Origin of the sequence: Mucilaginibacter sp. UR6-1 (genome assembly GCF_020880975.1) — a bacterium.
Lineage (GTDB): Bacteria > Bacteroidota > Bacteroidia > Sphingobacteriales > Sphingobacteriaceae > Mucilaginibacter.
The window spans coordinates 255,016-268,008 of the sequence record NZ_JAJIWP010000001.1; the positions used below are offsets into that span (position 1 = coordinate 255,016).

Consider the following 12,993-nt stretch of genomic DNA (forward strand, 5'->3'; position numbering starts at 1 on the left):
TCATTTATGGTATAAGTTGCGCTGTTTATCTAAATAACAGTCCCAAAGTCGTAAAAAATAATCCCGATTTCGGTAATAAACTATCAATTAAACTGCACACCTTTGTCTTGTTGTTATTTAGACTGATTAAAAATAGTATTTATAGACCCTTAATGAAATACTTCTATTCCTTGTTCGCTATGCTTACGTTAACCATCCATACAGTTTATTCTCAAACCCCGGCAGGGCGTTTAAGCGGTACTGTAACCGATGAAAAGGGCAATGCGGTAGCAGGTGTAGCGGTTACCATTATACAAACCGGGCAGGGCACAGCTACCGGCGATAGGGGTGAGTTCGTTATAAATAAAGTAATAGCTGGTAATTACCATGTACGGGTAAGCGGCGTTGGCTTTAAACCACTGGTAGTTAAAACCAGCGTAAAACAAGCACAGCAGGTAACACTGGCTATATCTGTTGAGGCGGATGTTAACGCCTTGCAGGAGGTAAGCATCAACACAAAGCCTTATAACCCGGATAACCTGATCGATTTTCAGCGTACGCCCATGCCGGTAACGGTAATAACCCGTAAGCAAATTGACCAGATGGGCAGCCGCAGGCTGGATGAAGTGCTGAAAGAGCAAACCGGCCTGGCCATTGTGAGTGATATTGGTGCCGGGCCGCGCGCTGTAGGTTTACAGATGCAGGGTTTTGACAGTGGTTATACCATGATACTGATAGATGGCCAGCCCATGACAGGCCGTAACTCCGGGAATTTTGATCTGTCGCGCATTACGGTAGCTAACATTGAACGTATCGAGATCATCAAGGGGGCATCATCGTGCCTGTTTGGTAGCGAGGCAATGGCCGGCGCGGTAAACATTGTTACCCGTCAGCGTATATCACAAAGCCAGGGCATGGCATCAGTACGTTATGGGAGTTTTAACGTAGTGGATGCCAATCTGGAGGGCGAAACACCTTTTGCCGGTGGACGCGGCTCGGGCTACATCGGAGCCAACTATTACCGTACCGATGGCTTTAATGCCAACCCTTATTTAACTGAGGGAAAGACGGTTTACCCGTACAGCAGCTTCACCTTACAGGGGCGTGGCCGGTACTCGCTGAGCGAAACTAACTCTTTGAATTTTACCGGGAGGTTCGCCTCTCGCGAATCAGTGAACGATAAGTCATTCGGTACCACGCCACAGCGTGATGCGTTGAGTGAGGATGACCTGAACGCATCGGCAGTGCTGAACAGCAACCTGAAAAGTGGCCTGCGCTTAAAAACGCAATATTACATTACCCGATATTCTAACCGCCAAAACAATACCGACCTTACATCTACCCAAATTTTAACTGCGAACAATTTTACGCAGTACCTGCACCGTGGCGAGGTGCAGGTATCAAGGTCGTGGCATAATGCGTTTACGCTAACCGGTGGGGCGGGCACACAGTATGAAACCATGGACAATACGTTGTATGGTGGCAGCCGTAACCAGCAAAATAGCTTTGCCTACTCGCAGGGCGATTGGCGCCTTACCGACAGAACCAGCGTGGTGGGCGGGCTTCGGTTTGAGCATCATAACCGTTACGGCAGCAGCCTTACCCCAAGCCTGGGTATCGACCATAAAATAGGCAGCACATTAACGCTTAAAGCGGCCGTTGCATCAGGCTTTAAAACGCCGGATTTCAGGCAGTTGTATATGGTGTTCACCAACTTTGCCGGCGGTGGTTACACGGTTTTGGGTAACGAGGTACTTGCGCAGGAGTTGCAGCGCCTGCAGGATAATGGCGAAATTTCATCAGTATCACCAAACGTACAGCGTGCCGGGCCTTTAAAGGCCGAACGGTCAATATCATATAGCGCAGGGTTTAATTATACCCCTTTAAAAGCGCTTAATTTTCAGGTAAACGGATTTTATAATGATGTAAACAATTTTATAAACTATGATCTGGTAGCTTCAAAAACCAATGGTCAGCAGGTTTACTCTTATTTCAATATCAAAAAGGTTACGCTTAAAGGCGTTGAGGTAAGTGGTAATTTCAATGCTTTTCGCGGCCTAACCATATCAGCGGGTTACCAATTGTTATATGCCAGGGATCAAGGTGTAATTGATTCGATAAAGGCAGGAGAGGGGCTTTATGCCACCGTCCACAATCCCGAAACGGCGACTGACAGGCGCTCAACCACGGCTGATTATTTTGGTTTGAACAACCGCTCACGGCATATGGCTAATGTAAGATTGGTTTATGAGTATGAGCCAAAAGGTGTCACCGGCACATTCAGGGTGAATTACCGTGGTAAATATGGCTTTATGGAAGCTAACCGGAATAACGGTTTTTTGGACCCATATGATACTTATGTACCCGGCTACTTCCTGCTGAACGCGTCTGTACAAAAAAGCCTGATGCAAAAGCATTTATCGGTACAGGTAATAGTTGACAACATTATGAATTATCGCCATGAGTATATGCCGGCCAATTCAGGCCGTACGGTATTGCTGGGTATTAATTACCGCTTTTTTTAAATCAATGTGTATGAAACTAAATCAACTTATAAAATTTAAAACGATGTTTTTGGGCTTGCTTGTGGTAATGGCAATGAGTGCCTGCACCAAGGAGGAAGTAAAGCCGGTACTGGCCGATGGTAAAAGCACCGTTGTTGCCGATTTGCCCGGCGATATAGGTAATACGGTAGGTAGCGGTAAGCCATTCACGCCGTTTTACTTCAGCCTGGCAACCAGTGCCAAGGTAGATAGCAGCGAGAAAAAAACCACCAAATGGGATATTGCCTTTGCCAAGGAGTACAATTCCTATATATCCATTAATAACGGCAATAATGAGTTGAGCTTTGGCTTGGGCGGGCCGGGTAAGGGAGCGCTTATCGCTGTAAATCAAAATTATGATAAGCTGACCATCGCACCGTCTGACGAGGAATTCGCTAAGAATGGCATTACCGCCGCGGGTTGGGATAGTGGCAACGGTAACGGCTGGTATTTTTATGATTTAAACACACATATAGCTATACCGGTTAAAAACCGCACTTATGTGCTGCGTACCGCCGAGGGCAAGTTTGCCAAACTTGAACTGGTGAGCATGTACAAAGGGGCACCGGCTGTGGTTACAGACCTTACCTGGCCCTCGCCATATTTTACCTTCAGATATTACGTGCAGCAGGATGGCAGCCGTAACCTCTCAACTAAGGATCAATAATCTATTTACTTAACAAATACATATTTAAAAAACATGATGCGATCATTATTAAAAAGTTCAGGAAAGTGGTTTTTTATGCTGACAATGGTGAGCTTGCTGTTTACAGCATGTTCAAAAGATGACGATGTGGTGCCAGATGACGAAACCGGAACTGAAACACCTAATCCTAATGGTAATGTACCTTACTATAAAACACAACGGGTTGAGAATTTTTTAGCACCTGTTGATGATACGCAGCCAACCACACCGCCGCCGATAGTTTATTTCAGTTTGGAAAACAAAGAGGAGGTTGCAGCCGAATTTAAAACCACTGCCCGTTGGGATATAAGCTTTGCCAGTTTGTATAACAGTTTCATTGGTTCAAACAACGGCAAGGATGAAAAGAATATGGGTTATGGCGCCAATGGCGTTGGTGGTATTTTAATATTAAAACAACCTTTTGAGGAAGTGACCAGCGTACCTGCCGATGCGGAATTTTCAACCTCTGATAGTTACGGTACTGATGCATTAGGCGCATTTGGTGAAGGTACAGGCTGGTATCTGTATGATTTTGCCGGCACTATCCGCGGGGATGGCAGCGAGCAGAAAAAGCACGTAGCCTATGCCATGCCCGAATCGCGTACGCTGGTAGTGCGCACCGCATCAGGCGATTATGCTAAAATTAAGATGATAAGCTGTTATAAAGATGCCTTTACGCCCGACTTGTGGTTTAAAGATACCCCGCACATGTATTTCACTTTTGAATATGTGCTGGTACCTAAAGGCAGTACCAAATTCGAGATAAAATAACCGCCGCAGATAAACTGAAATGAAACCGAAACTTATACAATTTTTATTACTGATAATAATGGCAGCGGGTATTGCATCGTGCACAAAAACGATGGATCTGCCTGGTTTGCCCCAAAACAAGATCACCTTATACAAAGTAGTGAACCTGCCCGATACGGTGATTTACGGCGCTATTGATAATGTTGAAAAAACGATAACGGTTTATGTGCCTTTTTACTACAACATGGCGGTTATTGATCCGGAGATCACCTTGTCCGAAGGGGCTAAGCTAAGCGAAAGGGCATTGCCCGTATCAGTAAACGCGCAGGATGTAAAGTATACGGTTACAGGCGCTGATGGTAGTACCAATACCTACGCGCTGAAAATAGTCAATCAATCCATATCATCACTTGAGGTTGACTGGTTAACAACTGACGAACAAATTGCCAGCCCGGTTGGGGTATTGCCTAATATAGCAGGCAATTTTCAAAGCAGAAACGCGCAGGCGGTTAGTGTTGAACTTGCAAAACAGGGATCGGGAGAGAAAGTGAGCCTGGTTATGGATGCAGCCGGATTAGAACCATCGGGTAACAGTTATACGCTGTTCAATCCACCTATACCTGCCACTATCGATACCGGTTATTATGACGTTACTGTAAGTTTTGCCGGCCATAGTTCAAAAATCAGCAGGCCGGTGCACGTTGTATTTCAACAGCCTGATCTGTTAATACCAAGCCGTGAGGTTAAGCAAGGCGGCGAGATAAGTTTTACTGCTTTTAATACCGTGTTTGTCGGCCTTAAATCGGCATCGGTTACTGTTAACGGGCTAACTTATCCGTTAAGCATAGTAAGTTTTGACAGGCTTAACATGACCCTTAAAACGCCCGACAATATGCCGGTTGGAGTTTACAACTATACAGCCACTTACAATTTTGAGTTTGAAGGATGGCCGGCGGTAAGTAAAGTAGGCGCGTTAACGGTAACATCAAAATAAGGGGACATCTATACAACAATGGTTAATCCGCTTTAGCGTACGGAGAGCGACTAACATACATCACAATCTATTTACATTTTTAATTTAAAAACAAATGAAAAACAAATTCCTAAGCACCGTAAGGTCAGTAACCGCAATTGCAGCCATCGCTATTGTTGCCGTGTCATGTAAAAAAGATGCCGCAGTGCCTGAGTCATCAGCATCAGCGCAATCAAACTTAACTACTAACGCGGTACCAACAAGCGCCACGTATACCATTTATGGCCGTTATGCTAACCCGGCTTTAGGCCCTGCAGGTTACGGTACCATTTATGTTGACCTGGCCAATGGCGATCAGGACAGCGTTGCAACCTTTACCGGTGTTGATGTGCATTTTACCAGCACTAACAACTCTGTTATCCAGGTGCCTTCAGGTTCTACACTAAAAACGTTATACAATACTTCTAAAACGTTAGCCACATTAAAAATCACTGATTTTACAGGCAGCGCGGTAACAAGTGTAGGCCGTAATACCTCAACAACAAGTACACCTAACGGCTGGTATAACTATGCTGTACCGGGTGGTGTTACGCCAATTGCAGGTTACTTTATATTGGTTACACCAGCTTCAGGCAGTCCTTACGCTATCCAGGTAACTGCCGCGGCAGGTGATGGTACTGCTACCAGCAACAGAGGTGTTTACACCATCAGAACAGGTGTTATAAACAACTCATAACAACCTGTTAAATATAGCCGGGCCCGTAATGGGTCCGGCTGTTTTTAAACGTGCAGCGCACAAATAATACTGAAACTTTAAACAAAATGACCCACGCTAAACGCCAAACTTTTATCAGCAAATTTTACGCATTCATCTTAATATTTATGGTGACAGCCGGCCTGTTATCCTGTAAAAAGGAATACCCTGCATTGCCATACAACGATATTGAACAATTTACCATTAAGGATGCCGACGGTAACGATATTAAGGCATCGATTGATGGTAGCAGCATTATAGTTTATTATCCGCCTTTTCAAACCGTGCCCGATAAAATAAAGCCAGTAATAACAGTATCTGAAGGGGCAACGGTAACCCCGGCATCGGGCAGTGAGGTTGAATATAAGGACGGTACAGCCTTTGAGGTTAAAGCTGCAGATGGCAGTACTAAAATCTACACATTAAAAGCTTATGTTAATCAGCCTACACCAACTTTTGAGGTTGGTGATTTGCGCATAGGTGATTATATTTCTATTCCGGCTGAATATTTATTACCCGACACTAATCAAACCAAGTTATATCTTATCAATACCCAAAACAACGAAATTCAGGTATCTGCATCAACATTTACTGAGTTTTCGGCCTCGCGCATTGTAGCGCCTTTGCCTGCAGTAATTGATACCGGTAATTACCGTGTACGTTTAATTACCGGCACCTATAATATAGTTAAGGGCCCTATACATATAGACCGCCCCGGCCTTATGCTTGAACTTCCGCAGGAGACAGCTAAAAAGGGTGGTGACATCACCCTGGTTAATACCAACAATTCAATGAAATATTACCGCGATGGTATTGCCACCAAAGCGCAGATATATTACGCCCGCAGAAATTTTGTTGAAGCCGATGTTATAAGCATAACTGATACAGAAATTAAATTAAGACTGCCTGCTGATTTTCCGGGAAGTATTATCACCAATGTGGTATTAAAGGTAGAGGGTTTAGACTCAGTTGTTTCGCCATTAATGGGCAGCATTACAGTTACTGATTAATACTTTAATTAATATACATACACAACCCCAAGTCACAAACTAAAAAAGATAAAAAGTCCTGCGGGCCTGTGCTTATTGTGTAGGCACGGGCGCGGCAGGCACAAACGTTACTAAATGCATATAAAATCAAAAATAGAAGGGTTTGAAGACTGGCTGTTTATTGAAGAACTGCCTGATACATTTAACGCGAACACACCGCTGGCCGAAAAACGCATGACCATTAAGCGGCCGCCGGTGCAGGAGTTTTCCAACTACATGCTAAGTTCGGGCGGTATGTTTTTGATGCACGCCAAAATGCAGTTTGAGGAACAGGCCACCATACTTTTTGAAATAGAGGGCGAAACCATTAATTCGCAATTTATATTTTATGATAACGTACCGGTTACTGACGATAGGGCCGGTAAAAAAACACGCGGAGGCGCTCGCCATAATATAAGGTATATACCGTCCCTATCGGGTAAGTACGATCTGATTAAAGGGGTTAGTTACAGTTACTTTTTGGTAGTGCTGTCCAAAGAGTATTATTTCCATCTTATTAATAAGGACTCCATTCTTCATGCTGATTTTGTGGAGGAGATCAAAAATGGCAAGTATACTTCCATATCGGCAAAAGATCTGCTGGTATCGCATGAGATGAGGCAGATGATCAGTGATATTGTGGAGTGCCGTAAAACGGGTGAGATAAAACGCCTTTTTACCGAAGCAAAAATACTTGAGCTGCTGATGCTGCAAATGGAACAGATACAAAACGATCAGTTAAATGAAACCAATACCTTTACACCTGCAGAACAGGAAAAGGTGGAGCATGCCCGCGATGTACTTGATGAACAGTTTGTTAACCCGCCGGTGCTGCCTGTGCTTTCGCGCCTGGTAGGTTTAAATGAGTTTAAGCTGAAGCGTGGTTTTAAAGCCTATTTTGGTACCACCATTTACGGTTATGTTACCCGCCTTAAAATGGAGCATGCCCGCCATTTGCTGATCGACAAAAAACTTACCGTACGTGAGGTTACCTACGAGGTAGGTTTTAAACACCAATCGCACCTCTCCGAAGCCTTTAAAAAATACTACGGTATTTTACCCAGTGAGATAAAGCAATAACAGGTTGTTTTAATGTGCCGCCTGCTTGCCGCCCAGCCATAACAGGCTGTTGATGATGAGCTGATCTTCAACGGTACTATCAAACGTATGCGAAAGCGTTTGGTTGGTGCCATGCTCGTAATCCATATCATTATGGCCCATATTAAAGTATATCATCTTATACCTGGTATTGGTCCATACCACCGGGTAATAGCCGCTGTGCCATATCTCCTCCGGCTTTGGCCCGGTACCCAGCGGAAAGCTGCATGTATCTATTGAGCAAAGTATGCGTATATCCTTATTCTGGCGCAGATCCTTTTCCCAGCGGTACCACTCATTGGGTGCTGATCTGAACAGTACCGGCATACCTTTGGTTACAGGGTGGTTTCTGTCTTCAACTTTAATACTTGCTGATGTTGGCCGCCACGTGTTGCTAACATAACTGCCCGAGCCTAAAAATTCATTATGGTACCAATCCCAGTTCTGCGGATAATCTGACGGGGTAAGGGCAAATGCCGAAAAGTGGAAACCCATCCATCCGCCGCCATTGCGCATATAGGTTTCAAAAGCGTCGCGCTGTGCTTTTGTCTCCGGGCGTGTATCTAAAAAAACAACTACTTTATATTTTGATAAAAATTTGGCGTTGAGTTTGTTCCAGTCGCTGGTAGCATCATAAGCAAAATGATTTTGTGCAGCTACCTGCGCAAACCATTTGTTGGCCTCATCAACAAAGCTAATGTGGGCCGCATCATTTTTAGCGGTGTAAAAAGCGATCACTCTGAAAGCTGGCTGTGTTTTTTGCGCAAAGCAGGCGGTGCTTATCAGCAATGTTATTACTACTAATATAAACCTGATAGTCCTGAAAATCTTAGTCATCATTATCAATAAATATTTATTGTGCCGATAGGGCGGCAATCGCCTGCATAAACCATGCGGCATGTGGTATCCACTGTTCAGTCCAGCGCCACTCGTTGCCCCCGGCTTCTCTTTTAAAATCAATTCCGCTGCCATCGGCATTGCCATCCTTACCGGTTATGCCGTTGGATATTCCGCCCCGTTCAGAGCCATGGCCAAAGCTTGATTGCATGTAAGGTACATTATTTCGGCCAAATTTATACATAAAACAGGTTTGATAGGGGTTACATCCTAATATCCAGTTTATTTGCTGCGTGGCAAACGCTTTAAGTTTTTTTTGGGTATGCTCATCATTATTAAAAGCAATTTTACTGCCTGTTAACGCCGCGGTAGCTAATGATGCCAGCCGAGCATTTTCGCCTTGCCACCACCACCCGGTTTCGTTTTCGTGCGGAATAAAATAGCTATCCTTAATTACATTATTTACCCTTACAGTTTGCCGGGCGTAGCCAAAAGGGTTAGCACCATTGTTACTTACTTTTAATAAATACAGCAAATGCTTTTTAACTGTCTGCGTTGCTGATAATTTTAATTCCTCATCAGTTTCTGTAGCTATGTAACGGCATAAGGCAATAACCGGCAGCCCGGCATCCGAGGCATGCCAGTAGGGGCGGGTACCATCATCGGCAATAAAGTATCCGGCTGATGTTAAGCGGCTATTTAACTTTTTGGCACGCTTGCGGGCCTCAGTTTGGTATTGTGCATTATGTGTGGTTATCCACAGTTCGGTGGCAGCCATTAAGGCGCAGTAATCATCAATGATATTTTCATTGCCATCATCGCAATACTTTTTGTTGTTGATTAGCAAGTGGGCAAAAGCCCTTTTAGCTGCCGTGAGGTATTGCGCCTGAGTATATTCGCCATGCTTTTTCCACCGGGCGGCACGCGCTAACGCGGCTATACCCATACCACCGCCCTCGCGAAAGGCGCACTGATACTGATCGGTAGTTACGCTGTTTGCCAGTAAGCCTACCACACGCCGTTCATTCGGGTCTTTTTTAAAGTAGCTGAACAGGGTCATGTAAAAATACCCCTCTTTGGATAGCGACCGGTAAACATAATCAGCCCCGTACAATGCCTCGTGCTCCAGCGAATCTCTGATATGTAACTGATCCAGCATGCCGGGCAGCGTTTCGCAGGTGTTGAGCATTGACCATGTTACCAGCGGTATTTGTTGCGGCGACATAAAGTTGGCATAAGCCAGGTGCGAAAAGTATTTGCTTACATCTCCGGATGCATCACACCAGCCGCCACGCAGATCAACCCGTTTGTTGCTGCCGAATAATTGTACATGTTCATCTGCACCTAATTCCTGGGGAGTATTAGCCCTTTGCTTGTGATAGTAATTAAGCATAGCGGGCAGGGTAAGGGCAGCCAGTTGGTTATCGCCAATTGTAAAAACATCCGATGTATCACCCTTAAAAACAAGCCTGCAACTTCCCGTTGTTTTTAATGAACTAAAATCAGCAGGATAAAAATATTTTCCGGGCATCCATTCCTCAATTTGTTGTTGCGAACCTAATGTGCCGTTGTAAATGTTTTGATTTGATGAATTTATAATGCTGAAAGCAGCGTTGTTGCCAACCGGCGATGCCGATGCAACAAGTGCCAGTTTAGGGCCTTTGCTATTGAAGCCCACCTGGTTAATGTAGATGTTGCTTTGCGCATGGCAAACGCTTGCTAATAACAGCGATATCATAATGGCTCTAATTTTCATCAGCTACAGATTTTGATGATGCCCATACAATAGCATTGCTGAACAAGGTTGTGTATGCCATATTGCTAAACAACTTTGGTGAGTGGCCCATAAAAATATAAATATTACGAGCCTTGAATTTAGGGTTTGTCCATATTACAGGGTGATCGCCCATTACAACGTTTGATGCCGGTTTGTAAGATTTTTCATCAACGCCGGCCAGCACGCTTACATTAGCCCGCGGACTTTTATCATACGTATACCACTCATCGCCTTCAATAATAAATTCATTTGGTACACCTTTAAATACGGGGTGTTTGCGTTGTTCAACATTTACGGTAGCATCGGCAAAAGTGGCTATATAGTTTTTAAATTTGATACCGCCTATAAAATCATAATACCAGTTCCACATTTTAAACCCGTCAAAATCGCCCGTTAAGCTGGCGTGGTGAAAGCCTATCCACCCGCCCCGGCCCTCGGTTATGTATTTTCTGAAGGCCTGTTCGGCGGTTTTGCCCCAGCCGTAAGGCGGGTAATCAAGCTGGATGATAAGATTGTATTTTTTTAGCAGTTTGTTGGTAAAAGTTTTGGGCGAATTAAGGTAATCAACAGTATAATTGCTATCGGCAGCCAGTTTATCAAGCCATGTTTTGGCAGCAGTTGAATATGCTACATGGTGCCCGCCATTTTCATAAACGGCCAGAATGCTGATATGTTTTTTTGCCTGTTGTGCCGAACAGGTTATCCCGTACAACAGCAGGAGAGGGAGAAAGATAATTTGTTTGATAGTGGCTGATAATCTGATCATTATTACACTAATATACATGATGACGGTTATAGTATCAGCCACAAATAAAAAAGCATTCAGCTTAGGCCGAATGCTTTTGGGTATTAATATTTATAATCGTCATCATCTTCATCGTAGCTGTTGCCTAACGAGTCATAGTCAAGCTCGTCCAGCGGGGCATCAAACTCGTCATCATCGTCATCATCTACAAATCGTTTTTGCGGTTTGGAATTATTAGCCAGGCCGCTTGGTTTTTTGTCGCCGGCAGTTTTAGAAGCAGGCTTTTTGTTCACTGTTTTCTTTGGCGTTCCCATTATACAAACTTTTGGTAATATTTAATTCAAATAAGTTATTTAAGCGGTTAGCTATTTAATCAGGGTTAAATTGCGTTCAGTAAAAATAGCGAAAATCCATTTTTTTATAAAAAAAAGCGAAAAATTATTCGCCTGCTTCACCAATGGTTGAACTGTCAGTTGTAAGTTCTTTTATCTGAGGTAATTCATTGGCTGAGTTAATTCCAAAGTAATCCATAAAAAGCGGACTGGTAGCGTAAAGTATAGGTCTGCCAACAGCTTCTGCCTTGCCTGCAATGGCTATCAATTCCTTTTCAAGTAGTTTTTGTATCGAGTAATCGCAGTTTACGCCGCGTATCTGTTCAATATCGGTTTTGGTTACCGGTTGTTTATAGGCGATGATGGCCAGGGTTTCCATAGCTGCCTGGCTCAACTTCTTTTTAGCGCGCTGTGCCTGCAGCATACCTACAACGGCATGGTATTCCTTTTTAGTTAAAAACTGGTAGCCGTTATTAAGTTTTACAAGTTCAATGGCAAAGCTTTGGTGCCTGTATTTCTCACTTATATTATTAATATGGTTTATTATTTCCTTATCATCAAAATCCTGCTCAAAGGTGCCCTGAAGGCAATATAATATCTCCTCGAGCCGCAAACTTTGTTCGGACGAAAAGATGAGTGCCTCAATGTATAATTCAATATTATGCATGCTATTTAACTGTATTTGCGGGTATTACTCCAAAAGGTTGTAACAACATTTTTGAAATACTAAAACCGCCGCTTATAAAAACAGGTATGTACAATTATAAACTAAAAATTATATATCAGTATTATGAAAACAGAAACACAAAACCTAAATAATGCAAATATGGCAAGGCGGGCCTTTTTGCGTTATGCCGGGGCGAGTACTGCTGTTGCCGGTATTGTGGCAATGCAGGCCTGCTCTAAAGACAACAGTGCCTATGAGGACGATGGCAGCAACAGCAGTGGTGCTATTGATGTTGGATCGGGCGATCCGGGTATATTGAATTATGCCTATGCGCTTGAGCAATTGGAAGCAGCATTTTACATCCAGGTAGTAAATTCATTCTCGGCTGATTTTAGCGCGGAAGAGAGATTATTACTTACCGATATTCGCGACCATGAGGTAGCTCACCGTGAGTTTTTTAAAGCAGCATTAGGCTCAGGTGCTATAAAAGGCCTAACGCCTGATTTTAGCAAGATTGATTTTAGCAGCCGTGCAAGTGTATTAAATACTGCTAAAGCATTTGAAGACTTGGGCGTTGCCGCGTATGATGGCGTTGCATCAAAAATTCAAAATGTTGATTATCTGGTTATTGCCGGTAAAATTGTTTCAGTAGAAGCAAGGCATGCGGCTGTTATCAGTAACCTCAGATCAACCGGTAGTTTTGTTGATAGCGACCAGGTAGATGCTGATGGTCTTAACATCACCCTCGGCCCAACCAAGGTTGTAGCTACAGCTAACACCTTCCTGAAAACCAAAATCAGCGCAAAAAGCTTTAACTTTTAATCC

At 43.8% G+C, this 12,993-nt stretch carries 13 protein-coding genes; 8 read left to right on the forward strand and 5 right to left on the reverse strand.

From position 1 onward, the window contains the following. Nucleotides 1–152: 152 nt before the first annotated feature. From LJ707_RS01175 to LJ707_RS01205, 7 genes are all read left to right on the forward strand, one after another. Nucleotides 153–2,504 carry a TonB-dependent receptor gene (locus LJ707_RS01175; RefSeq protein ID WP_228948900.1) on the forward strand — a complete coding sequence of 784 codons (2,352 nt, stop codon included), beginning with the start codon at nt 153–155 and terminating at the stop codon, nt 2,502–2,504. A 10-nt stretch (nt 2,505–2,514) separates the two neighbouring features. Next, complete coding sequence (locus LJ707_RS01180) at nt 2,515–3,189, forward strand: HmuY family protein (protein WP_228948901.1); 675 nt, start codon at nt 2,515–2,517, stop codon at nt 3,187–3,189. 33 nt (nt 3,190–3,222) lie between these two features. Beyond that, nucleotides 3,223–3,978 (forward strand): HmuY family protein, encoded by a 756-nt coding sequence (locus LJ707_RS01185; RefSeq protein ID WP_228948902.1) that lies wholly within the window; start codon nt 3,223–3,225, stop codon nt 3,976–3,978. Nucleotides 3,979–4,036: 58 nt separating this feature from the next. Further along, the gene (locus tag LJ707_RS01190; RefSeq protein ID WP_228948903.1) at nt 4,037–4,951 is read left to right on the forward strand and encodes a DUF5018 domain-containing protein; all 915 of its coding nucleotides are present in this window, start codon (nt 4,037–4,039) and stop codon (nt 4,949–4,951) included. A 94-nt stretch (nt 4,952–5,045) separates the two neighbouring features. Then, nucleotides 5,046–5,666 (forward strand): Vmc-like lipoprotein signal peptide domain-containing protein, encoded by a 621-nt coding sequence (locus LJ707_RS01195; protein WP_228948904.1) that lies wholly within the window; start codon nt 5,046–5,048, stop codon nt 5,664–5,666. Nucleotides 5,667–5,752: 86 nt separating this feature from the next. Next, nucleotides 5,753–6,694 carry a hypothetical protein gene (locus LJ707_RS01200; RefSeq protein ID WP_228948905.1) on the forward strand — a complete coding sequence of 314 codons (942 nt, stop codon included), beginning with the start codon at nt 5,753–5,755 and terminating at the stop codon, nt 6,692–6,694. Nucleotides 6,695–6,808: 114 nt separating this feature from the next. After that, on the forward strand, nt 6,809–7,792 hold the full coding sequence (locus tag LJ707_RS01205) for an AraC family transcriptional regulator (protein ID WP_228948906.1): 984 nt from the start codon (nt 6,809–6,811) through the stop codon (nt 7,790–7,792). A gap of 9 nt (nt 7,793–7,801) precedes the next feature. On the opposite strand, the gene LJ707_RS01210 is transcribed toward LJ707_RS01205, so the two are convergent. The 5 genes from LJ707_RS01210 to scpB all read right to left on the reverse strand — a co-directional run bounded on the left by LJ707_RS01210 (nt 7,802) and on the right by scpB (nt 12,168). Next, the gene (locus LJ707_RS01210) at nt 7,802–8,650 is read right to left on the reverse strand and encodes a ThuA domain-containing protein (RefSeq protein WP_228948907.1); all 849 of its coding nucleotides are present in this window, start codon (nt 8,648–8,650) and stop codon (nt 7,802–7,804) included. Between the two features lie 13 nt (nt 8,651–8,663). Further along, nucleotides 8,664–10,403 (reverse strand): glycoside hydrolase family 9 protein, encoded by a 1,740-nt coding sequence (locus LJ707_RS01215; protein WP_228948908.1) that lies wholly within the window; start codon nt 10,401–10,403, stop codon nt 8,664–8,666. Beyond that, nucleotides 10,393–11,190, reverse strand: coding sequence for a ThuA domain-containing protein (locus LJ707_RS01220; protein WP_228948909.1), 798 nt, complete (start codon nt 11,188–11,190; stop codon nt 10,393–10,395). Before LJ707_RS01220 ends, LJ707_RS01215 begins: the two co-directional genes overlap by 11 nt. Nucleotides 11,191–11,273: 83 nt before the next feature. After that, nucleotides 11,274–11,483 (reverse strand): hypothetical protein, encoded by a 210-nt coding sequence (locus tag LJ707_RS01225; RefSeq protein WP_228948910.1) that lies wholly within the window; start codon nt 11,481–11,483, stop codon nt 11,274–11,276. A 124-nt stretch (nt 11,484–11,607) separates the two neighbouring features. Further along, complete coding sequence (gene scpB / locus LJ707_RS01230; protein WP_228948911.1) at nt 11,608–12,168, reverse strand: SMC-Scp complex subunit ScpB; 561 nt, start codon at nt 12,166–12,168, stop codon at nt 11,608–11,610. A 123-nt stretch (nt 12,169–12,291) separates the two neighbouring features. Here scpB and LJ707_RS01235 point away from each other — a divergent pair, with 123 nt between their 5' ends. Then, nucleotides 12,292–12,990 (forward strand): ferritin-like domain-containing protein, encoded by a 699-nt coding sequence (locus LJ707_RS01235; protein WP_228948912.1) that lies wholly within the window; start codon nt 12,292–12,294, stop codon nt 12,988–12,990. Nucleotides 12,991–12,993 lie beyond the last annotated feature (3 nt).